Source organism: Streptomyces piniterrae, assembly GCF_005048155.1.
Lineage (GTDB): Bacteria > Actinomycetota > Actinomycetes > Streptomycetales > Streptomycetaceae > Streptomyces > Streptomyces piniterrae.
Genome location: NZ_SUMB01000005.1, coordinates 235,915 through 257,295 on the forward strand (window position 1 = coordinate 235,915; position 21,381 = coordinate 257,295).

17 protein-coding genes are annotated in these 21,381 nt (G+C 73.1%); 7 read left to right on the plus strand and 10 right to left on the minus strand.

The window, feature by feature from the left end:
* Positions 1 to 75 precede the first annotated feature (75 nt).
* The 3 genes from FCH28_RS17390 to FCH28_RS17400 all read right to left on the minus strand — a co-directional run bounded on the left by FCH28_RS17390 (position 76) and on the right by FCH28_RS17400 (position 3,386).
* The gene (locus FCH28_RS17390; protein WP_136740953.1) at positions 76 to 1,707 is read right to left on the minus strand and encodes a transporter; all 1,632 of its coding nucleotides are present in this window, start codon (positions 1,705 to 1,707) and stop codon (positions 76 to 78) included.
* Positions 1,704 to 2,564, minus strand: coding sequence for an ABC transporter ATP-binding protein (locus FCH28_RS17395; RefSeq protein ID WP_425471956.1), 861 nt, complete (start codon positions 2,562 to 2,564; stop codon positions 1,704 to 1,706). Before FCH28_RS17395 ends, FCH28_RS17390 begins: the two co-directional genes overlap by 4 nt.
* 150 nt (positions 2,565 to 2,714) lie before the next feature.
* Entirely contained in the window at positions 2,715 to 3,386 is a 672-nt protein-coding gene (locus FCH28_RS17400; RefSeq protein ID WP_136740955.1) for a bifunctional DNA primase/polymerase, read from the minus strand.
* Positions 3,387 to 3,871: 485 nt separating this feature from the next.
* Between FCH28_RS17400 and FCH28_RS17405 the strand changes: the two genes are divergently transcribed.
* Complete coding sequence (locus FCH28_RS17405) at positions 3,872 to 5,263, plus strand: NsdA family TPR-like regulatory protein (protein WP_136740956.1); 1,392 nt, start codon at positions 3,872 to 3,874, stop codon at positions 5,261 to 5,263.
* 210 nt (positions 5,264 to 5,473) lie between these two features.
* A complete protein-coding gene (locus FCH28_RS17410) occupies positions 5,474 to 7,225 on the plus strand; it encodes a hypothetical protein (protein WP_246102939.1) in 1,752 nt (583 codons plus the stop codon).
* 83 nt (positions 7,226 to 7,308) lie between these two features.
* On the opposite strand, the gene FCH28_RS17415 is transcribed toward FCH28_RS17410, so the two are convergent.
* Complete coding sequence (locus FCH28_RS17415; RefSeq protein WP_136740957.1) at positions 7,309 to 8,661, minus strand: ABC transporter substrate-binding protein; 1,353 nt, start codon at positions 8,659 to 8,661, stop codon at positions 7,309 to 7,311.
* A 171-nt stretch (positions 8,662 to 8,832) separates the two neighbouring features.
* Here FCH28_RS17415 and FCH28_RS17425 point away from each other — a divergent pair, with 171 nt between their 5' ends.
* Complete coding sequence (locus FCH28_RS17425; protein WP_187363865.1) at positions 8,833 to 9,291, plus strand: SCO4402 family protein; 459 nt, start codon at positions 8,833 to 8,835, stop codon at positions 9,289 to 9,291.
* A 32-nt stretch (positions 9,292 to 9,323) separates the two neighbouring features.
* The gene (gene purU / locus FCH28_RS17430) at positions 9,324 to 10,232 is read left to right on the plus strand and encodes a formyltetrahydrofolate deformylase (protein WP_187363854.1); all 909 of its coding nucleotides are present in this window, start codon (positions 9,324 to 9,326) and stop codon (positions 10,230 to 10,232) included.
* A gap of 49 nt (positions 10,233 to 10,281) precedes the next feature.
* Here the strand turns inward: purU and FCH28_RS17435 are convergent, their stop codons facing one another.
* Both FCH28_RS17435 and FCH28_RS17440 read right to left on the minus strand, forming a co-directional pair.
* Positions 10,282 to 11,616, minus strand: a complete 1,335-nt coding sequence (locus FCH28_RS17435; protein ID WP_136740960.1) for a zf-HC2 domain-containing protein — start codon at positions 11,614 to 11,616, stop codon at positions 10,282 to 10,284.
* On the minus strand, positions 11,613 to 12,203 hold the full coding sequence (locus tag FCH28_RS17440; protein WP_136740961.1) for a sigma-70 family RNA polymerase sigma factor: 591 nt from the start codon (positions 12,201 to 12,203) through the stop codon (positions 11,613 to 11,615). The genes FCH28_RS17435 and FCH28_RS17440 overlap by 4 nt, the downstream gene beginning before the upstream one ends.
* A gap of 530 nt (positions 12,204 to 12,733) precedes the next feature.
* On the opposite strand from FCH28_RS17440, the gene FCH28_RS17445 reads away from it, so the two are divergent.
* Complete coding sequence (locus tag FCH28_RS17445; protein WP_136740962.1) at positions 12,734 to 13,108, plus strand: STAS domain-containing protein; 375 nt, start codon at positions 12,734 to 12,736, stop codon at positions 13,106 to 13,108.
* A gap of 133 nt (positions 13,109 to 13,241) precedes the next feature.
* Here the strand turns inward: FCH28_RS17445 and FCH28_RS17450 are convergent, their stop codons facing one another.
* The 4 genes from FCH28_RS17450 to FCH28_RS17465 all read right to left on the minus strand — a co-directional run bounded on the left by FCH28_RS17450 (position 13,242) and on the right by FCH28_RS17465 (position 17,322).
* A complete protein-coding gene (locus FCH28_RS17450; RefSeq protein WP_136740963.1) occupies positions 13,242 to 14,486 on the minus strand; it encodes a sensor histidine kinase in 1,245 nt (414 codons plus the stop codon).
* Between the two features lie 2 nt (positions 14,487 to 14,488).
* Entirely contained in the window at positions 14,489 to 15,151 is a 663-nt protein-coding gene (locus FCH28_RS17455) for a response regulator (RefSeq protein ID WP_136740964.1), read from the minus strand.
* Between the two features lie 428 nt (positions 15,152 to 15,579).
* Complete coding sequence (locus FCH28_RS17460) at positions 15,580 to 16,641, minus strand: hypothetical protein (RefSeq protein WP_136740965.1); 1,062 nt, start codon at positions 16,639 to 16,641, stop codon at positions 15,580 to 15,582.
* A gap of 186 nt (positions 16,642 to 16,827) precedes the next feature.
* On the minus strand, positions 16,828 to 17,322 hold the full coding sequence (locus FCH28_RS17465; protein WP_136740966.1) for a hypothetical protein: 495 nt from the start codon (positions 17,320 to 17,322) through the stop codon (positions 16,828 to 16,830).
* A gap of 150 nt (positions 17,323 to 17,472) precedes the next feature.
* Between FCH28_RS17465 and FCH28_RS17470 the strand changes: the two genes are divergently transcribed.
* On the plus strand, positions 17,473 to 19,428 hold the full coding sequence (locus tag FCH28_RS17470) for a serine/threonine-protein kinase (RefSeq protein WP_136740967.1): 1,956 nt from the start codon (positions 17,473 to 17,475) through the stop codon (positions 19,426 to 19,428).
* Positions 19,429 to 19,647: 219 nt separating this feature from the next.
* Positions 19,648 to 21,339: a succinic semialdehyde dehydrogenase gene (locus FCH28_RS17475; RefSeq protein WP_187363855.1), complete on the plus strand. Its 1,692-nt coding sequence runs from the start codon at positions 19,648 to 19,650 to the stop codon at positions 21,337 to 21,339.
* The last annotated feature ends 42 nt before the right edge of the window (positions 21,340 to 21,381 follow it).

Consider the following 21,381-nt stretch of genomic DNA (forward strand, 5'->3'; position numbering starts at 1 on the left):
GCCGGCACCCCAAACCCTCGGACCTCAACCAAACTTGATGTCAAGCGGAGGTCGCCGCACCACTGCCCGGTGCCGTCAGCCCTTGCTGACCGCCGTCAGGATCTCCGGCAGCCGCCGCGCCACCCTGGGCGCGGCCACCCGCAGCCCCAGCTCCGCGACGCCGGCACCGTAGACCACGCCGACCGGCAGCAGCACCCACAACAGGCCGTGCAGGCCCGCGACATGGAGCCAGATCGTCAGCGCCAGCAGCGGCAGACTGAGCCCGGCGCCGATCAGCAGCCCCCCGAAGAGGCTGAACCAGGCGATGGCGCCCTGCCCCGGCGCGACGTTCTTGTTGCCCTCGGAGGGGATCGAGTACGGGAACAGCGCGGAGGACAGCGCCCCGGTGGCCAGCAGCGCGCCCAGCAGCGCCAGCGACAGCCCGTACACCTCCAGGAAGGACGACCACGGGCCGATGAGGGCCGCGGTGCCTATGACGACGAGAGTGACATAGGGGACCGCCACCAGGGCCAGCGTCAGGGCGCGGGCCCGCAGCTCCTGATAGGCGTCGCGCGGGGTGGAGATCGTCGAGGCGACCATCCAGAACGCCGAGGTGTCCTGCCCGAACTGGTTGTACATCTGCAGGCCGAGCAGCGCGGACGCCGAGAACGCGGTGTAGATGCTGCCGTTGCCCTGCACCGACGAGACGACCGGCACCAGCAGGCCGACACCGAGCGCCGTCGCCCACGACATCTTCGACTTCGGGTCGCGCCAGGCGTAGCGCAGCGTCCGCAGCATGACCGTGCCCGTACGCCCGCCCGGCAGCAGCCGCGCCGGCCCGCGGTCACCGGAACCGGACTGCCGTCCGCTGTCCTTCTCGACGGCCTGGAGGGTGGACGAATCCGGCGACGTCATCAGGGCGGTCAGGGTCCGTTGCCACCACCACAGCAGCAGGACCAGCACCACCGCCGTCAGCGACAGGCCCACCGCCGCGCGCCCGTACGCGCCGTGCCCGGCGTCGTCCACGGCGCTTATCGCGGACGCCGGCGGCACCCAGCGCAGGACGTCGCCCAGCGGCTCCAGAACGGACAGCCCGTCCGGGCGGCCCAGCTTCTGGGCGGCGATATTGACGCCCTGCGCACCGATGGCGATGAACAGGCCGCTCAGCACCGCGAGATCGCGGCCGCGGCGGCTGGTCAGCAGCCGCACCGAAGCGGTGGCGACCGCGCGCGCCAGGGACACGCACACCAACACCACCAGGACCACGGCCAGTACGCCGACGGCCGCGGCGACCGGCCCCTCCGCGACCGCGATCACGGAGCCGGCCACCAGCGCGAAGGTGACGACCGGACCGATCCCGACCAGCGAGGCCACCAGCAGCGAGACGATCAGCGGGCGCGGCCGCAGCGGCAGCATCACCAGCCGGGTCGGATCGAGGGTCTCGTCACCGGCGGGGAAGAACAGCGGCATCACCGCCCAGCCCAGCGTGAGGATCCCGGTGAGCAGCACGACCAGCGCGCCCACATGGGCGTTGCCACGCAGCGCGATCAGCCCGAGGACGGCACCGGCCGCGAAGACCAGCCCCACGGCGATCGAGGCGACATAGGCCACCGTGCGGCCCGTCGACTGGCGCAGCCCGTTACGCAGCAGCGACAGCTTCAGCCGTACGAAGACGGAGGTCAGGGAGGGTGCGGCGGCCGGGTGGGCGGCCGCGGATCCGGTGCTCATCGGGCGCCGCCACCGCCCAGCCAGTCCAGCTCCCGCCCCGCGCCGCGGTCGCTCGCGCCGACCAGTTCGAGGAACGCGTCCTGAAGGGACGGGGCCGTGCCGCGCACCTGCGCCAGCGGGCCGTCCGCCCGGATCCGGCCGGCGGCGATCACCGCGACCCAGTCGCACAGCGACTCCACCAGCTCCATCACATGGCTGGAGAAGATCACCGTCGCTCCGGAGGCGGTGTAGCGCTCCAGCACACCGCGGATGGTCTGCGCGGACACCGGGTCGACGCCCTCGAAGGGCTCGTCGAGAAAGAGGATCTCGGGGTTGTGCAGCAGGGCCGCGGCCAGGCCGATCTTCTTGCGCATACCGGTGGAGTAGTCCACCACGAGCTTGTTCTGGGAGCCGGACAGGTCGAGGACGTCCAGCAGCTGGCCGGCCCGTTTGTCGACCTCGTCGCCGGGCAGACCCCGCAACCGCCCTATGTAGCCCAGGAGTTCGCGGCCCGAAAGCCGCTCGAAGAGCCGCAGGCCCTCGGGCAGTACGCCGATCCGGGACTTCACCGCCACCGGGTCCCGCCAGACGTCGTGGCCACCGATCTCGACCAGCCCGGCGTCCGGTCGCAGCAGCCCCGTCACCATGGAGAGGGTGGTGGTCTTGCCCGCGCCGTTGGGGCCGACCAGCCCGATGAAGCGGCCCGCCGGCAGCGTCAGATCGATACCGGAGACGGCGACCTGCTCGCCGAACTTCTTCCACAGGCCCTGGACCCGGACCGCGGGCGGTCCCGCCGTCCCGCTGTCAGGGCCGGCCGACCCGCCCGGAGCGGCGGCCGGTCCGGCCTCTGCCCCGGCCGACCCGGCCCGCTCATCGATCTGCTCCCCGTCGTCCGCCACCGGGCCCGCCCTTCCATGTCCGCGCAGGGGCCGGTCGTGCCCCCGTTCGCGATCCACGATACGGGCGGGTACGGACAATCGGCCCGGCGCCCTCGCGGGCGGCGCCGGGCAGGGCGGCAGGCCCGGCGATCAGTGCCCCCGGACCGCCGCCGCGTCGCGCGCGCAGGCATACGCCAGCGCGCTGGCCAGCTCCTCCGCGTCCGGCAGCCAGCGATTGGAGGCGGTCGGCTGGCGCGCCCACTGCACCGACCCGTGCGTCCCCACCCGGGTCGGCGGCGCCGCGATGTACTCGCCCTCGCCGCGGCAGACCAGATCGAGGGCGGCCGGCGCCCAGCCGATCTCCCGTACCAGCTTGGGCACCTTCACCGAAGCCCCGGGCAGGACGAGGAAGAGCATCCGGCGGCCCGGCGTACGGGTCACGGGGCCGAGCGGCAGCCCCATCCGCTCCATACGGGCCAGCGCCAGGCAGCCGGCCGTCTCGGGCACATCGAGCGCCTCGAACGTCCGGCCCGTCGGGAGCAGGATCGAGGCCCGGGGGTGCTTGCCCCACATCCGGCGGACCGCCGTCGCGCTGCCGCTGGCCAGCCCGGCCCACCCGGGGGCGGTCGGGTGCGCGCCGGGCGCAGCACAGTCGGCCTGGCGGCACGAGCAGCGCGGGAGTTCGCCGTCGTGCTCCAGCCATGCGCCGGGGAACACATCCCAATGGCGCTCTTCCGCATAACGCACCGCAGTGTCTAGCAGCGTCTCGCCGCGCTGCTTGGGGATCTGCGAGGCTCCTGTGACTCCGATGGTTTCATCCACAGAGATGACAACTTCACCGTTCACCAAGGGTTACGGCCGACACGGATCCGCCCCGGCGCATCGTTCTCGCACGTGGGGCGCATGGAAGCATGAGTGGGGGCGCGTGTGCGGTGGCGGTCCCGGGAGCGGGTAGCCACCTGCGTGACGGGCGGAGAGGCCGCCCGGCGGCAGTCCGCGGTGCGCACCAGGGGGGACCCGGGCACGGCGGCGCCGATGTGTACGCGGCACCGCGCGCCAACTCCTTCCCGCAGGTCGACCACCCCACCCTCCGCGCCCGGAAACCGGGCTCGGACCCGGGCGACGCCGGGCACGGGGACGCAACGGACAGCGCCAGCACGCCTCCACGTTGCGCACCCCCGGCAAAGCGGCAATCGCTCGTATCGCATGTACCCCGGATGTCTCGGATATCCCGGATATCTCTGGGGAATTGATCGCGGGGGACGGCGTTCGTGGTGAACGCGCAGCAGTAACAGGGGGTACAAAACATGGCCGCCAGGCCACTCGTCGCGCGGCAGCCCAACGAACGGCTGCAGGCGCTCATCCAAGAAGCCGGCTGCTCCAACGCGGGGCTCGCCCGCCGCGTCAACATGTGCGGCGCGGAACACGGTCTCGATCTGCGCTACGACAAGACCTCCGTGGCCCGCTGGCTGCGGGGCCAGCAGCCGCGCGGCCGGGCCCCGGCCGTCATCGCGGAGGCGCTGGGCCGGAAGCTGGGGCGCACCGTCACCATCGACGAGATCGGGATGGCCGACGGGAAGAACCTCGCGTCAGGGGTGGGGCTGCAGTTCTCGCCGACCGTTCTCGGGGCGATCGAGCAGGTCTGTGAGCTGTGGCGCAGCGATGTCGGGCGCCGCGACTTCCTCAGCGGCTCCTCGGTGGCCGCCTCCGCGCTGGTGGAGCCCAGCCGCGACTGGCTGATCACCGCCGCGGACACCCAGGTCGCCAGGAACGCCGGGGCCAAAGTGGGCAGTTCGGACGTCGAGGCGGTGCGCGCCATGACGACGGCGCTCGGCGAACTCGATCACCGCTTCGGCGCCGGGCATGTCCGTCCGGTCGTCGTGCACTACCTCAACAGCGTGGTCTCCGGGCTGCTCGCGGGCTCGTACCGGGAGTCCGTCGGGCGTGAACTCTTCGCGGCCGTCGCGCGGTTGACGGAACTGGGCGGCTACATGGCCGTCGACACCGGGCAGCCGGGACTCGCTCAGCGCTACTACATCCAGGCGCTGCGGCTGGCCCAGGCGGCCGGCGACCGCGGCTACGGCGGCTATGTGCTCGCCGCGAGCATGAGCCATCTCGCGGCGTCGCTCGGCAACCCACGGGAGATCTCCCAGCTCGCCCGCGCCGCACAGGAAGGCGCGCGGGGGCACGTCACCCCGAGGGCGGAGGCGATGTTCTGCGCGGCGGAGGCGCGCGGGCACGCCCTGATGGGCGACGCACGGGCCTTCCAGGAGGTGGCGGGCCGGGCGGTCGCCGCCATGGAACGCGCCGAGTCCGCCGCCGACTCGGGCGACGACCCGGCCTGGATCGGTCACTTCGACCCGGCGTATCTGGCTGATGAGCTCGCCCACTGCCACCGCGACCTGGGCCAGGCGGGACCGGCCGGGCAGTGCGCGCAGGAGGCGCTGGACGGGCATCCGCCCAGCCGGGCGCGGCGCCGCGCCATCGGGCTGGTGCTGCTGGCCGGCGCCCAGGTGCAGCAACGCGAGATCGAGCAGGCCTGCCATACGGGCACGCAGGCGGTGGAGCTGCTCAACGGGCTGCGTTCGGACCGTGGCGCGGAGTATCTGGAGGACTTCCAGCTGCGGCTGGAGCCCTATCGGGACGAACCGGTGGTACGGGAGTTCAGCGCCCGGCTGGAGCTGCGTGCCGCGGCATGAGGAAGAGCGCGGCCCACCGCACGAGGCAGGGCGCACGGGGGGCGTAAAGGGGGAGGACGGCGTCCGCCGGGGCGGGCCGGAGACACCGGCCCGCCCCGGCGCGTTGCGGGGGCGGGCGGGGTGGTGACCAGGGGACGTGGTCGAACGTCGCTGCGAACCGGTAGCGTGCAGCCGACGATTCCGTAGGTCTGCACGATGGTAGGAGTCCCGGTGACGCAGAGCGGACAGGGTCACGACCCGCAGAATTCTGCGGCCGGTCCCGCCAGAGAGGGCGTGGTGCTGCCCGCCAACGGCGAGCCGTGGGTGCCCGACCAGCAGGCCGCGCCGCCGGCCGGCCAGCCCTGGGGCCAGCCCTGGGGACCGGGCCAGCAGGACGCCCAGCCGTACGGCCAGCCGCCCGCCCAGGGCCAGCTGCCGCCCCAGGGACAGCCGCCTGCCCAGCCGCAGGCGTACGGGCAGGGCAACGGCCAGGGCTACGGTCAGGCCCCCTTCCAGCAGGCCCCGGACCCGATGGCGCAGCCGCTGCCGCCCCAGGGGCAGCCGGCGATGCCGCCCATGCCCCCGGCCGCGCCTGCCGCGATGCCGCCGCAGCCGACCTCCCTGGAGAAGCCGGCCGCCGCGGCCCCGTCCGGCGCGCTGCCGCCCGAGGGCCGGCCCTACGGCGGCCAGCCGCAGCAGCCGTACACCCAGCAGGCGCAGCAGCCGCAGTCGTACGACCAGCCGGCACCGCCCCAGCCCCAGCAGTACGGGCAGCAGCCCCAGGCCCCGTCCGGGCAGCTGGTGCCGGCGACGCCGCAGGCCGGTGCGCCGCTGCCGCCCGCCGCGGGCGACGCCGACAAGACCGCCCTGATACGTCCCATAGGCGCGCAGGGCACCCCCGGTGCCGCGCCGCTGCCCCCCGAGAAGCCCGAGACGCCCGGTGAGTCCACCCAGCTGCTGCGCCGGGTGCAGCCGGCGCAGGGCGGCGCCCCGGGACAGGGCCGGCCGCTGCCGCAGGCCCAGCCGATGCCCGCAGCGGGCGCGGACTCGGAGGCCACCCAGCTCATTCCCCCGGTCGGCACGGGTGTGCCCGGCCCGCCGCCCGGTGCGCCGTACGGGGTCCGTCCCGGTGCGCCCGGGGACCGGCCGACCCCTGCCGAGTTCGAGGGGCTGTTCCGCGACGGGCCGGGCGCGTCCGGAGCGGCCGCACCGGACTCCACCGCGCAGCTGCCGCGCTTCGAGGACCCGGGCCGGCCCCCGTACGGCCAGCAGTTCCCGCAGCAGGGCGGCGGCCACGGCGGCTATGAGACGCCGTCGTCCTACGACGATGACGACCGTGGCGGGCGCCGCCGCGGGCTGGCCCCGGCCGCGATCATCGGCATCATCGTCGTCGTGCTGGCGGGCGCCGGCCTCGGCGTCGGCTGGGCGCTGAGCGGCGCGGGCGACGACTCCGCGAAGAAGGAGACCCCGGGCTCCGGCACGGAGAAGACGGCGAAGCAGAAGCCGGCGCCGGAGCCGTCCGCCGACCCGGCCGAGGGCCAGGCCAAGGAACTCGACGCGTTGCTCGGCGACAGCAACAACAGCCGCGCCTCGGTGATCAGCGCCGTCAACAGCATCAAGACCTGCGACAACCTCGGCGGCGCGGCCAAGGACCTGCGGGCCGCGGCGGCGCAGCGCAACGAGCTGGTGACGCGGCTGAAGCAGCTCCAGGTCGACAAGATCCCGAACAATGCCCAGCTGACCGCGGCGCTGACCAAGGCGTGGCAGTCGTCCGCGTCGGCGGACAACCACTACGCGGCGTGGGCGGGCCAGGTCGCCGGCAAGAAGGGCTGCCCCAAGGGCAAGGCCCGCGTCACCGGGCAGACGGCCCAGGGCAACGCGGCCAGCGGTGAGGCCACCAGGGCCAAGCAGCAGGCGGCGAAGACCTGGAACCCGATCGCCCGGAAGTACGGCCTGACGGAGCGGCGGCCCGAGCAGCTCTGAGGGCCCGAGCAGCGCCGAGAGCCTGAGCAGCGCCGAACGACGCGTGAGGGGGCCGGCCCGGGACGGTCACCGGGCCCCGCCCCTCAGGTGTCCGTACGGCGCCGCTCCAGCGTCTTGGTGACGTTCACGAAGCCGTCCTTGACGGCGACCAACTGGCCGCCCTGTACGGCCTGGTACGTCACCATTCCGTTGACTATGCGCGGGAAGTCCTGGACGGCGAGCATGTCGTCGTCGCGCCAGCGCAGCTTCGGGGTCAGCCCGCCGGTGTCGATGGCGCGGTCGCCGTGGTCCAGCGTCTCCTGGAGGGCGTGCGGGGTGATCTCCTCGACGCCCTCGTCGTCGAGCTGCCGGACCAGCGCCCGCAGCACCGTGTAGGCGATCCAGGTCGTCTGGACGCCCTGGTCGGCCGGGTCGATGCGGTTGTCGCCGAAGGCGAAGTCATTGATGACCTTGCGCATCGGCTCCCACCGGGCGTCGCTCGCGACCGGGTACCAGCCGGTGAGATACGCGCCTTCCAGCGGCCCGGAACCACCGCCCGTACGGTCCACCAGCGACTGGCTGACGCTGCCGAGGACGGAGGCGATGTGCACCTTCGGGTTGTCCTCCTGGAGGCGCCGGAAGGAGTCGAAGAACGCGTCCGTGTGGTCGCCGAGCGAGGCGGTCACACAGGATCCGGCGGCCTTCCCGCCCTTGTCCGAGGTGCCGTAGACGGCCGGATCCGCGCCCACGCCGGTCAGGGCGCGGGTCACCTCGCCCGAGTAGTCGGTGCCGTCCTCGGGTGCCTTGATGTCCTGTGCCGGCTGACGGCTGCCGTTCTCCAGGCCGGAGTTGAGGAGCTCGGGCATCTGGTCGCCCTGGATGGTGTCGGGCCGCACCAGCGCGACGCGCGTGCAACTGCCCGCCAACTGGCGCCCGTTGCCGGCCAGGAGGGAGGCCTGGCCGCCGTTGACGGGGTAGGAGAGCGGGCTGGCGAACTCCTCGTCGGAGGCGCCGTATCCGCCGATGAAGGGGATCCCCTTGACCTCCAGGGGCGACATGAACGAGCGGCCGAACTGGCTGTACGAGCCGACGACGGCGACCGCTCCCCGGTCCGCCGCACGCTGGGCGCACTGCGCGGCGGCCACCGAGTCGTTGCGGTCGTTGCAGGTGAGGACCCGCAGCGGGTGGCCGCTGAGGCCGCCCCGGGAGTTGACCCAGCGGGCGTACGCCTCCGCCATGGCCGGCATACCGGGCATATTGGTCGCCCGGGTGTCCTGGGGCGCCCAGGTCATCACCGTGATCGGGTCCTTCTCCCCGGAGTCCGCCGAGGCGCCCGGGAGGGAGCCGCAGGCGGCGAGTAACGACGTGGTGACGGCCGCGCATGCCACCGCCGAGGCGAGGGCGACCGCGGGAGCACGGGAGAAGGAGCGCGGGGAGGAGCGTCGCCGTCCGGTCATGTTTCGGAAGCTTTCCGCCCCGCCCGGAACTTGTGAGTGACGTCGGCACAACGGATGGTGACGTAGAGGTGAACTCCAGGGGGCTGTGAGAGATCATCGGCGAGGAACGTACGATCGAATACTGTGCAAGGTTCGGAGAAGTCTTCCCGTCGCGGCCGCCGCTCGACCACCATGGGCGGCATGCCACTCAACGACATGCCGTGGTGGCGCTGGCGCAGCAATGTGCGCTCCGCGCTGCACATGCTCTCCGACCCCGTCTTCCAGCACGAGACCTGGCTGACCGGCCGGCCCGGGTACGGAGACGTCACCGACGCCGTCTACCGGCTGGTCGAGGACACCTGGCTGGACAACTGGTCCGCCGACAAATACGTCGGGACGATCTTCCGGGACGCCCAGGAGGCGGCCCTGGTCGATGTCGCGGTGCTGCGGGTGCTGCGCATCATGCACCAGGTCGGCGCGGACGCCCCGGTCGCCGCGTACATGGAGCACCAGGGCTGGCCGGAGGCCGTCCAGGCGGCCCGGGACGCGCATGTGCGGCTGGCGGCGGCGGACGGCGAGGACCCGGACGTCCCGCCGCGCTCCCTGGAGGTGCTCGCCATCATGACCGGCGGCCCGGATGCCTCGGCCTGACCATCCCCGCAGGTGTGGGACCCTATGAGGTCATGAGCGAGTCGCAGCCCACCCAGCCCGGCCGGAACGATCGAATCAGCCCTGACGACCGGAACGGTCAGTACGTCCTGACGCTGTCCTGCCCGGACAAAAAGGGCGTCGTGCACGCCGTCTCCAGTTACCTCTTCTTCACCGGCTGCAACATCGAGGACAGTCAGCAGTTCGGCGACCACGACACCGGGCTGTTCTTCATGCGGGTCCACTTCAGCGCGGAGCCCTCGATGAGCGCCGAGAAGCTGCGGGCCAGCTTCGCTGCGGTGGGCGACTCCTTCCACATGGACTGGCAGATCCACCGGGCCGACGAGAAGATGCGCGTCATCCTGATGGTGTCCAAGTTCGGGCACTGCCTCAACGACCTGCTCTTCCGCTCGCGGATCGGCGCGCTGCCGATCGAGATCGCGGCCGTGGTCTCCAACCACACGGAGTTCTCCGAGCTGGTCGACTCCTACAACATTCCCTTCCACCACATTCCGGTCACCCGCGACACCAAGGCCCAGGCCGAGGCGCAGCTGCTGGAGCTGGTGCGCGCCGAGAACGTCGAGCTGGTGGTGCTCGCCCGCTATATGCAGGTGCTCTCCGACGATCTGTGCAAGGCGCTGTCCGGCCGGATCATCAACATCCACCACTCCTTCCTGCCGAGCTTCAAGGGCGCCAAGCCCTACCACCAGGCGCACGCCCGCGGTGTGAAGCTCATCGGCGCCACCGCGCACTACGTGACGGCGGATCTCGACGAGGGCCCGATCATCGAGCAGGAGGTCGAGCGCGTCGGCCATGAGGTCACGCCGGACCAGCTCGTGGCGATCGGCCGCGATGTGGAGTGCCAGGCCCTGGCCCGCGCCGTGAAGTGGCACAGCGAGCGCCGGGTGCTGCTGAACGGCAGCCGGACCGTCGTCTTCGCGTAGGCCGTAGGGCGCCGCCGCGGGGAGCTCTACGGCCCCCCGCGGCCGCCGTTCACAGGCGGGACAGCGACGCGGTCGCGAAGAGGACATCGCGGATCGCGTCGCGTTCGCCGTTCTGGCCGGCGGCGGCCTCCTCCGGGGAGACATGACCCGCCGCGAGCTGGCAGAACTCTGCGCTGTCCAGGGCGATATGCGCGACCGTGCGTTCCGGTGAACCGAGCGCGGCCGGCGAGTCCAGGGCTATGTACCAGTGGCCGCCGCCGCTGCCCTCGACCTCCAGATGGAGCGTGCGGCCCGGGGCGCCCGCCTCCACCAGGCGCCGCGCCGGGCTCGCGAGTCCGGCCCGCCGGCGGTCGGCCAGCGCGACCGGCAGCAGCCGGGCGGCGAGATCGACGAGCTGATGGAGATGCGCGGCGGCCGGCGGCTCGTACGGATAGTCCACCGCGTCCGCGATGTCGCCGGCGTGCACCCAGCACTCGAAGGCGCGGTCCAGGAACGAATCGCACAGCGGGAGTCTGAACCCGCCGTACGGGACGGAGAGTTCGCCGACGCTGCCGCCCGCGAACGAGACGGTCCTTATCAGGGCGTGGCTCTGGTCGCGCCACGGGCCGTGCGTGGCGAGCGGGCTGGGCTCCTCGCCCGCCGTCCGCCAGTACGTCTCCGTCCGTGTGGTGGGGCCGGGGGTGCCCGGCGGGACGTCGCCGCCCAGCGGGTCGGGCAGGCCCAGTGCCGTCGCGACCATGCCGTCCACCGTCATCAGATGCCCGATGACGCCGGCCACGGTGGTCTCCCGCTCGACCGGGCGCTCACCCTGGAACCAGCGCAGCCGCACCGGGGCGCGCCACTCCGCCTCGCCCATGTCGCGCAGCAGCGCGTCGAGTTTGGCGGCCTCCGCGTCGTACGGCGTGGCCCACTCCGGGACGGGGATCCGGGCAGGGCGGCGGACCAGGCAGTTCTCCAGGACACGCGAGCGCAGCAGCGGATCGAGGTCCAGGCTGTCGGCGGGATGCAGCAGGCCGACGGCGTCCCGCAGCCGCAGCGCCTCGTCCGCGCAGGAGGCGCAGTCCGTGAGATGCGCCTCGACGGCGGCGGTCTCCTCGGGGGAGCAGGCGGCCAGCGCCCAGGCGCCGAGCAGCGACTTGAGGACCTTGTGCGGCGGGGGAGGCGGGGCGGGAGCGGCCGGGGACGCCGGGACCGGGCGGACGGCCGGTGCGGCGGAGTGCCCGGAGGCGGGCTCGGGTCCGCCGTCCTCCAGGTCGCTCGTGGGCGGGGGAGGGTCCGGCAGCGGGCCGTGGTCCTCGGCGGCGGCGCGCGGTGACGGTATGCGCGGCCGTTCACCGGGCCCGCCGGGCGCTCCGCGGTCGTCGAACTCGTCCGGGCCGTTCACAGCGACCTTCCACGGGCCGTGGGCGCGGAAGGCGGCAGCGCCGGGTGGTTGTGGGCGGTGGACAGCAGCTGGAGGCCCAGGCGGAGCCGGCGCCGGGCCTCGTCCTCCGTGACACCGAGTTCGGCGGCCGTCTGGCGGTAGTCCCGCCGCTGGAAGTACGCCAGCTCCAGGGCGTCGCGCAGCGGCGCGGGCATGGACGTGACGATGTAGTCGGCGCGGGCCGCGGTCGACGCCTCATGGATCTTCTGCTCCAGCTCGGCCGGCTCGGGGGCGCCCGGACCGCAGTCGCGGGCCGACGCGGCCTCGGTCTGGCGCAGCCGCCGGACGGCCTGGTGGCGGGTGACGGCCGCCACCCAGGAGCGCAGCGAGCCCTGCTTGGGGTCGTAGGAATCCGGGTGCTCCCAGATGTAGCCGAACACCTCGCGGGTGGTGCGGTCGGCGGCGTCCTCGTCGTCCAGGACACGGTGGGCGAGGCTGTGCACGAGCGAGGCGAAACGGTCGTAGAGCTCGCCGAGCGCGGCTGCTTCGCCGCGGGCGAGCCGCTGCTGCATCCGCCTGTCCCAGCGCGGTGGTGCGTCGTTTCCCATCGGACCCCTATTCCTGTCCGTCGCCGCCGTACTCACACCTCTGCCGACCACCCGGTCCCCGCCGGCGCCTCCTTCTCGGCCTGCCCGGTTTTCCCGGCCTTCCCGGACCTCCCGGCCTTCTCGCGTCCCTCGCCCCTCTCAGAGCTCTCTGGGAGACCCTCTCGGAGCGGGCCGTTCAATCGAATGTAATGGGCGGGTCGGACATCGCACGTCCCTTTGCGGCAAACCGAACCCTCAGGGGGATGCGGATGGTAAAAGCCTCCTCACTTTCTGCTGATGTCGCCGGATCGAAGTGGATCACTGCGGGATCGTTCGTGGCTGTATCGGCCGATGTGTTATCCGTGTGTGACCGGACGCCGAGGGGGACGCCGCGCCGTGCGGGGCATAGCCTTGGAGGAGAACGGCCCGTTGCACCAAGGATTCGGAAGAGTTTCAGGGGTCCTAGGCCGGGCAGTCGACCGGGGGAAGGATGCGTTCCGCATGCAATCGGGGCGCGTTCCGTCCGAAAGCGAGCGAAAGGCTTCGAGCGCGTGTCGTTGAAGGTGGCAGAGGACGAGCAGGGCCGTTGGGCCGTCTTGCAGGTTTCCGGCGAAATGGACCTGGTCACGTCGCCCGCGGTGCGCCAGCATGTGCACGACGCGGTGGCGGACGGCCGGCGAAGCCTGGTGCTCGACCTCTCCCAGGTCCGGTTCTGCGACTCCAGCGGCGTCGGCGTACTGATCGCCGCCCGCCGGCTGATGCGCTCCTGCCAGGGCCGGCTCCGGCTGATCCTCCCCGCACAGGGCGCCGTTGACGGTTCGCACGTCAACCGTGTGCTGGCGGCGCTCGGCGTCCGCCGGCTCTTCGAGGTCTACCCGGACCTGCACACCGCCGTCGACGAAACGGCCCCACCCCTCTCCGCCTGACGGCGCGCCGACCGCCGCACCCGCGCAGGCCGGCTGCCGCGCGCGGCCCCGGCGGGCTGCCCGCACCCCGCCCCGGCCGGCTGCCTGCACCCCGCCCCGGCCTGCTGCCTGCACCCCGCCCCGGCCGCCCGGCTCAGCCCGCCCCGTACGGGAATTCCGCGCGTACGACGAAGCCGCCGTCGGACGTGTGACGCGCCTCCAGCGTCCCGCCGAGGCTCTGGGCGCGCTCGCGCAGCCCCACCAGACCATGGCCGCCCCCGGGAAGCGCGGGGACCGTCGCCGTCGCGTCCGGCGGCCCGTTGCGGATCTCCACCCGCAGCCCCTCGCCCGCCCGGCCGCCGCCCGCCGAGTCCGCCCCGTCCGCCTCCTCCGCCTCGTCTCCTCCGTCCGTGCGGACGGTGTCCACCGGGTTGACGCGGACCCGGACCCGCGCTCCCGGTGCGTGCTTGCGGACGTTGGTGAGCGCCTCCTGGACCGTACGGAAGGCCGCCCGCTCCACCGTCTTGGCGCCACTCGCACCGCCCACCACACCGCTCTCGTACGTCACATCCAGCGCACTGAGCTCGATCAGCCGCGGCAGCTCGTCCAGATCGGGCTGCGGCGCGAGATCGCGGTCCTGCTGGGTGTCGCCCCCGTCCGCCCGCAGCACACCGACCATGTGCCGCAGCTCCTCCAGTGTCCGCACGGACAGTTCGCGGATCGTCGTGGCGCCCGCCCTGGCCGCCGCGTCCTCCGTGGCCAGCTGCACCGCCCCCGCCTGGAGGCTGATCAGGCTCACCTGGTGGGCGACCACATCGTGCATCTCCCGGGCGAGCCGGGCGCGTTCGGTGGTCTTGACCCGGTCCGCCAGCAGCCGGTCCTCGCGGCGCAGGCTGCGGGTCAGGTCCTCGACGCGCACGGCGAGCTCCCGGCGGGTGCGCACCAGGAGACCCAGGGCGATCGGCGCGGCCGACGTGACGCAGGCGTCGATCAGCACCAGGGTGTTCTCGCGGTACGCGGTGGGTTCGAGGTCGGAGATCGGATACGGCAGGAAGTGCGCCGCGACCAGCAGCACCGCGCAGACGCCGAGCCGCGCCCGGCCGGGACGCAGCACGGCGAGCGTGTAGAGGCCGATCATCGGCGCGAACCAGATGTAACCGATGTACAGGCCGGGGAGAGTGAAGAGGAAGACCAGCAGCGGAAAGCGGCGGCGCATCAGCAGCGCCACCGCGGCGACCAGCGAGACCCACAGTTCCAGTGCCGGGTCGAAGCCGTTGACGAGCACCGCGTCGGCGTTGCCGAGGAGGACCGGGACGACGATCGGCGCGATCCGCCGCAGCCGCCGCCCCAGGGGACCGTCGGCGAGCGCCCGTATGCGTCCGTTGAGGCCGCCGGCCATGCTCACCACGCTCCTCGGGGCGCGCCCGACACCAGGCCCGCCCGGTCGGCGACGATGGCCGCCTGGATACGGTTGATACCGCCCAATTTGCCGAGCAGGGCGCGTACATGGTCCTTGACGGTGCTCGGCGCCAGGCCCATCCGGTCGGCTATCTGGGCGTTGCCCAGACCCTCACCGAGCAGCGCCAGCACCTCCGACTCCCGCGGGGTCAGACCGCTGACGGCGCGCGCCGCCGCGGCCTGGTCCTCGGCCGTGAGATAGCCGCCGATCACCGCGCGGGTGACGCCCGGATCCAGCACGCTGCCGCCCGCCGCCAGTGTCCGTACGGCCCGTACCAGCTGCTCCGGGTCGGAGTCCTTGAGCAGGAAACCGGCCGCGCCCTCGCGCAGCGCCGCGGTCAGATACTCCTGGGCGTCGAAGGTGGTCAGCATCGCCACGGCCGGCGGCGCGGCGGTGGCCCGCAGCCGCCGCAGCACGGTCAGGCCGTCCACGTCCGGCATCCGGATGTCCAGCAGGACGACTTCGGCCGCGCTGCGCAGCACGGTGTCCACCGCCTCGGCACCGCTGCAGTCCGCGACCATCTCGATGTCCGGGGCGGTGCCCAGGATCATCCGCAGTCCGGATCTGACGAGCCGTTCATCGTCCACCACAGCGACACGGATCACCGGCCGCCCCTTTCCTCCGTCGCACCCATCCGAGCGCGCGCGACCGCCCTGTCCCGCGCTGCTCCGCCCGCCTTCCACGGGGTACCGCCAAGCGGCGGCCCCGCACCCCCGCCGGTCGGCGGGGGTGATCCCGCGACCTGTGGAGGATGCCGTGGGGAGGCACCAGCGGGCAGAGTTGTTCACATGCTGCACCACTGAAGAGGCCACAAGCCCCGTACGCGTTGCAGTTCACACTGGCGGCCGCCGCGACCCCCACACGCGGCGGCCGTCTTTGGCGTGCGTCGGGCGATTCGGAGGGGAATCGCCCGCCGCACGCCGAAACCGGTCGCCGCTCCGCTTTTGGACCGGCCACTCCGCCCATCGCCCGCAGTTGAGGCTGTCTCCCGCCGCCGGACCTCCCGCCCGGCGGCTCCGCTTACCGCCCGTTTCTAGCGTTCGCTGTAGCGCCCGTCCAGCGCCGTACGGAACGTTTCCGCACGTGCTCCGCCGTACGGGCCGAAGCCGCGGCCGGTCGCCAGCAGCACCACAGAGGTCATCGCCGCCAGCGCGAACGCCGTCGTCACCATCGACAGCGCGCCCTCGGTCGTCTCGAAGGTCCGGTTGAAGAAGTCCGTCACGGCCAGCCACACCACCGTCCGCACGGTGAGGTACAGCTGCACCGCCGCGAACACCACCAGCGCGCCCCGGACATCGCGCCGCCCGCGGACCGCGAGCACCCCGAGAACCAGCAGAACGACGACCGACCCCACGGTGGTGAACTCGACGGTGGCGGCCACATGGAGGTTGCCGAGCACGGAGGCGTCGACCGCGTCGCGCAGATAGCGGCCGGCGTCCATCCCGGGGGACGTGACGTTCCGTACGGTCCACGCCAGCTGCGCCAGCCCGTTGAGGAGGAACAGCACCCCGCTGATCCGGGTGGGCCGGCGCCACCCGGCGTCCGGCTCACCGGAGCCCGGGGCGGCGTCCCGCCCGCCGAGGGCGGTGGCCCCGCCGCGCCGTTCGGTGGCCGGGAACATCACGGTCAGGACGACCAGCGCGGTCAACAGCCCGAGACCGCGGGTGGCCAGCGCCCAGCCGCCCAGCGGGTCGTTGCTGTACTGGTCGCGGTAGGCCGCGTCCAGCAGTCCCACGCCCTCGCGGGCCGACACGGCGAGCAGCAGGAAACCGGACAGCAGCGCGGCGGTACGCACCACCCGCCGCTGCGCCAGCGCCAGCCCCGCGACGACCAGGAACACCACCGTGAACGCCCACTCGTACGGGCCGAGCAGCTGCGCCGCGGGGGACGCGCCGGGGTTGAACAGGCCCTCGACGAAGTCCCAGGTGCTGCCGTCGCTTTCGGCGATCCCGTAGACGGTCCAGCCGAGCATCGCGAGGGCGTACAGCGCCAGACACAGGCCGGTCGCGAGATACGCGCCGCTGTGCTCGGGGGCGGCCCGCCGCGGGTCGTGGCCCGGACGGACGTCCACCGTTCCGCCGTCCTGCATCACCATGGCCGACCCCCGTTCCGCGCGCACCAGCCGCCGCACCGGCCGTTCCCGTACAGCAGCCTCACTGTGTCAAGGACGGTGTAAGAGGCGGTGGAGGTTCCACTCCGTGTGTCGTGGGGTTCTCGCAGCGATTTTGTGCCTTCTGCGCGCACTCGGCATTCGGGACGTTCAGCGCACGACTCGGGACGTTCAGCGCACGACATGGCTGGTGGCCGCGACAAAACCGCGGATCTCCTCGCGGGTGGTGCCGCGCAGCGCGGTCAGCGCCTCCCGGCCCCGGACCCAGTGCAGTTCGGTCACCTCCGACAGCACCCGCTCGGAGCGGTCGAGTATCTCCGGGTCGTCGCTCACCATCTGCGCCCGGAACATCGCCTCCTGGGCCGTGTAGCGGGACTTGTACACCTCCTCGCGCAGCTCGGGGGAGTCCTCGCCGCAGCGCCCCGCGTCGGTCGCGCCGTTCTCGTCGGTCTCGTTCACGACGAACCAGCGGTGGACGAGCACCCGCCGGTAGTCCAGCAGCGCCCCCGCGTACGCGCAGTACGCGTCGATGCGCTCCTGCCGCAGCCGTTCCTCGCGGGCGAACCGCTCGCTGCGGTCGCTCGCCCGCTGCTGGAACACATGGGTGATACCGGAACCGAGCAGGGTTCCGACGACGGCCACGACGCTCGCAACTACTGCCTCCATGACGGCCAGTGGATCATTCCGCCGCCCCGCCGCGCGGCGAAATCGCCTTTGCCGCCAAGGGATCCCAGGTCAGCGGCGTGCTCCCGGGCGGCGGCCGGAGCATGGGGAGCCGCCCCCCGCCGCGCGGCGGCCGTGCGGCAAGATGGCCCCATGGGCATCTTCGGGGGCGAGGGCCGACTGATCGGTGGGCGGTACCGCCTGGGCATACGGCTGGGCCGCGGTGGCATGGGTACGGTCTGGCAGGCCACCGACGAACTTCTGGGCCGCCAAGTCGCGGTCAAGGAGCTGCACTTGGACGAGGGGACGGCCGAGCCCGAGGCGCGGCAGCAGCGCGACCGGGCGATCCGCGAGGCGCGGACGGTGGCCCAGATCAAGCACCCCAATGTGATCGTGATGCACGACGTCGTCGAGCAGGACGGCCAGCCGTGGATCGTGATGGAGCTGGTCGAGGGCAAGTCGCTGGCCGACCGGCTCTACAGCGGCGGCCCCGTCGCGCCCCGCGAGGCCGCCCGGATCGGCCTCGCGCTGCTGGGCGCGCTGCGGGCCGCGCACACCCGCGGGGTGCTGCACCGCGACCTCAAGCCCGCCAACGTCCTCATCGAGGCCGGCACCGGCCGGGTCGTGCTCACCGACTTCGGCATCGCCCAGGTCCCGGGCGTCACCACGGTGAGCGAGCCCGGCGGATTCGTCGGCTCGCCCGAATACACCGCGCCCGAGCGGATGGAGGGCCGCGGCACAGGCCCGGAGGCGGACCTGTGGTCGCTCGGGGTGCTGCTGTGCGCCGCGCTCAACGGTGAATCGCCGTTCCGCCGGGACTCCCTGGGCGGTGTGCTGCACGCCGTCGTGTACGACGAGATCGACATCCCCGAGGCGGCCCGCCCGTTGCGCGCCGTCGTCCAGGGCCTGCTGGAGCGCCTGCCGCAGCGACGGCTGGACATCGCCGAGACCGAGCGGCTGCTGCGCGGCTATCTGCACTCCGGGCGGGCGCCCGAGCGCGGGGCCGGCGGATCCGGCGGTGCGGGCGGCGCGGGCGGCCTGTGGGGGCAGCACGGCGGGGCCGGTCAGGGAGCCGCCGCGGCGGCCGTGGCGGGCGGCCCGGGAGGACCGGGGCCCCGTGCCCTGGGCGGCCCGGTCGGCCCCGGCCCGTCGGGACCCGGCTCCCACGCCCCGCTCCACGACGGCGCCGACGGCGTCCGCCCCGGCGAGCACCCGCCGGCCGAGGAGCAGGCCGACGGCCGTCCGCTGCCCGGCAGCACACCGCGCGCCACCCCGCCCGACCCGCACCCCTTCCAGGGCTTCCACGGGCCCACGCCCCCCGGGCCGGGCCCCGGACACCCGGTGGGCCCGCCCGCAGGGCGCCTCCCCGGTGTCCCGATCCCCGACGCGCTCGACGACCGGGCGCTGGCCGCCGCGGTCCGCCCGCCCACAAGGCGTGCCCGGGCCGCCCTGCTGGTCGCACTGGCGGTGGTGGTGATCGGCGGCGCCGGCGCGGGCCTCACGGCCCTCCTGCTGAACGGGAACGGCGACGACCCCAAGGACACCATCGGCCGCACCCAGCAGGCCTCCCACGGGCGTACCGCGCCGGCCTCCGGCTCCGCGTCCGAAACCCCCCGCCCCAGCGTCACGGTCCCCTCGGAGCCCACCGTGGGCATCACCGCCAAGGCCCCGGCCGGCTACCGCATCGTGCGCGACCCGGTCGGTTTCGCGCTCGCCGTACCGGAAGGCTTCACGCGCTCCTACGAGAACGACCGGGTCTACTACTACTCCCAGGGCAAGCGGTTCCGGATCGGCGTCCAGCTCCAGAAGCAGGTGCCGGAGGGGCCGATCGGCGCGATGCGCACCGCGGACGCCGAGGGCCCGGCCGACTACCGCGGCTACCGCCAGGGGCGGGTCACCGAGACCACCCACAACGGGTACCAGGCCGGGCTCTGGGAGTTCGTCTGGGACGGCAGTGCCACGGACGGCGGGTCGCGGTACACCTACGACCTCAGCTGGAACGAGGGCGGCAAGATGATGGACGTCTGGATCTCGGCCCCGGTCGGTTCGCGCGACGAGGCCAAGCGGCATCTGGACACCGCGGTCGACGCCTTCCAGCTGACCGGTTGATCCGCCGGCCGGCGCACCCGCCGGTCCGATGGGCCCGCCCCGTGCTCGAACGTCTGATCGTTGCCGACTTGAGTCCTGGTGCCGGGTCTTCGTTTCCGGCCGCGATCCCGCTGGTCACAGCGCTTGCGGCCAGCAATCGCTGGCGTGATTGTGGGTACCGCGTGAAAACCTGTTACTGCCGGGTACACAAAGCCCGCGGGGAGGAATACGCTCGCCCGCATGACGGACTCGCAGGACACCGCAACGACTGCCTCCTCCACCGCCGCCGACACCGCCGCCGCTGAGGCTGCCGAAGCGACGGCGCCCGCCGAGGCCGCCGCCCCCATCGAGGGCAACCCGGTCGCCGCGGCCCCGGCCACCGCCCGTACCGCAGCCGACGTCGTCACCCCCGAGCTCGCCGCCCGCCTCACCCGCGGCGTGGTCGGCACCGGCCGGACGGCCAACCACACCCCGTTCACCGGGGAGAAGCTGGCGGACCTGCCGGAGTCCACCCCCGAGGACGTCGCCACCGCCTTCGAGCGGGCCCGCGCCGCCCAGGAACGCTGGGCCAGGGTCCCGGTCAGGCAGCGCGCCGCCGTCCTGCTCCGCTTCCACGACCTGGTGCTGCGCCGCCAGGCCGAGGTGCTCGACCTGATCCAGCTGGAGACCGGCAAGGCCCGGCTGCACGCGCACGAGGAGGTGCAGGCGGTCGCCGTATGCGCCCGCCACTACGGCCGCAAGGCCCCCGCCTACCTCAGGCCCAAGGGCCACACCGGCGTCGTACCGACCCTCACCAAGGTCACCGAACACCGCCACCCGCGCGGCGTCGTCGGACAGATAGCCCCCTGGAACTACCCCCTCGAACTCTCCGTCGGCGACGCCCTGCCGGCCTTCGTCGCCGGCAACGCCGTCGTCATGAAGCCCGACACGGAGACCGCGCTGACCGCGCTGTGGGCCCGTGAGCAGCTGATCGAGGCCGGACTGCCGGAGGACGTCTGGCAGGTGGTGATCGGCGAGGGCCCGGTCGTCGGCCCGGCCGTCGTCCACCACGCCGACTACGTCTCCTTCACCGGCTCGACCCGTACGGGCCGCGAGGTCGCCCAGGGCGCCGCCGCCCGCCTGGTCGGCGTCTCCCTCGAACTCGGCGGCAAGAACGCCATGCTGGTGCTGCACGACGCCGACGTGGAGAAGGCCGCCGCCGGCGCGGTCCGCGGCTGCTTCTCCTCCGCCGGCCAGCTGTGCATCTCCATCGAGCGGCTCTACGTCCACGAGTCCATCGCCGACGACTTCCTCCGGCGGTTCGCCGCCCGTACGAAGGCGATGCGGCTCGGCAACGCCCTCGCCTACGGCGCCGACATGGGCTCCCTGGTCGGCGAGCGCCAGCTGGAGACCGTCACCCGGCATGTCGAGGAGGCCGTGGAGAAGGGCGCCACGCTCGTCGCCGGCGGCCGCCCCCGCCCGGACATCGGCCCCCTCTTCTACGAGCCGACCATCCTCGACGGCGTCCACGCACCGATGGCCGTCTGCGGCGAGGAGACCTTCGGGCCGGTCGTCTCCGTCTACCGCTTCAGCGACGAGGACGAGGCGGTGGCGCTCGCCAACGCCACGCCCTACGGCCTGAATTCCAGCGTCTGGACCAAGGACGGCCGCCGCGGCCGCGCGGTCGCCGCCCGGCTGCGCACCGGCACCGCGAACGTCAACGAGTCCTACGCCGCCGGCTACGGCAGCGTGCAGTCACCCATGGGCGGCATGGGCGACTCGGGCCTCGGCCGCCGGCACGGCTCCGAGGGCATCCTCAAGTACACCGAGGCACAGACCGTCGCCCACCAGCGGCTGATGCCGCTCGCGCCGTCCTTCGGGCTGACGGACGAGAAGTACGCACAGTTCATGACCCGCAGCCTGCGCGCGATGAAGGCGTTCCGGTTGCGCTGAGGTGCCAGTGGCAGCCCAGCCACGGGCGCCACTCCGGTAAAG

What these genes read in the sequence shown, in the direction of transcription:
- FCH28_RS17390 (WP_136740953.1), bottom strand. Translation starts at nt 1,707, where the DNA reads ATGAGCACCGGATCCGCGGCCGCCCACCCGGCCGCCGCACCCTCCCTG.
- FCH28_RS17405 (WP_136740956.1), top strand. Translation starts at nt 3,872, where the DNA reads ATGGCCGCCAGGCCACTCGTCGCGCGGCAGCCCAACGAACGGCTGCAG.
- FCH28_RS17415 (WP_136740957.1), bottom strand. Translation starts at nt 8,661, where the DNA reads ATGACCGGACGGCGACGCTCCTCCCCGCGCTCCTTCTCCCGTGCTCCC.
- FCH28_RS17425 (WP_187363865.1), top strand. Translation starts at nt 8,833, where the DNA reads ATGGGCGGCATGCCACTCAACGACATGCCGTGGTGGCGCTGGCGCAGC.
- purU (WP_187363854.1), top strand. Translation starts at nt 9,324, where the DNA reads ATGAGCGAGTCGCAGCCCACCCAGCCCGGCCGGAACGATCGAATCAGC.
- FCH28_RS17440 (WP_136740961.1), bottom strand. Translation starts at nt 12,203, where the DNA reads ATGGGAAACGACGCACCACCGCGCTGGGACAGGCGGATGCAGCAGCGG.
- FCH28_RS17450 (WP_136740963.1), bottom strand. Translation starts at nt 14,486, where the DNA reads ATGGCCGGCGGCCTCAACGGACGCATACGGGCGCTCGCCGACGGTCCC.
- FCH28_RS17460 (WP_136740965.1), bottom strand. Translation starts at nt 16,641, where the DNA reads ATGGTGATGCAGGACGGCGGAACGGTGGACGTCCGTCCGGGCCACGAC.
- FCH28_RS17465 (WP_136740966.1), bottom strand. Translation starts at nt 17,322, where the DNA reads ATGGAGGCAGTAGTTGCGAGCGTCGTGGCCGTCGTCGGAACCCTGCTC.
- FCH28_RS17470 (WP_136740967.1), top strand. Translation starts at nt 17,473, where the DNA reads ATGGGCATCTTCGGGGGCGAGGGCCGACTGATCGGTGGGCGGTACCGC.
- FCH28_RS17475 (WP_187363855.1), top strand. Translation starts at nt 19,648, where the DNA reads ATGACGGACTCGCAGGACACCGCAACGACTGCCTCCTCCACCGCCGCC.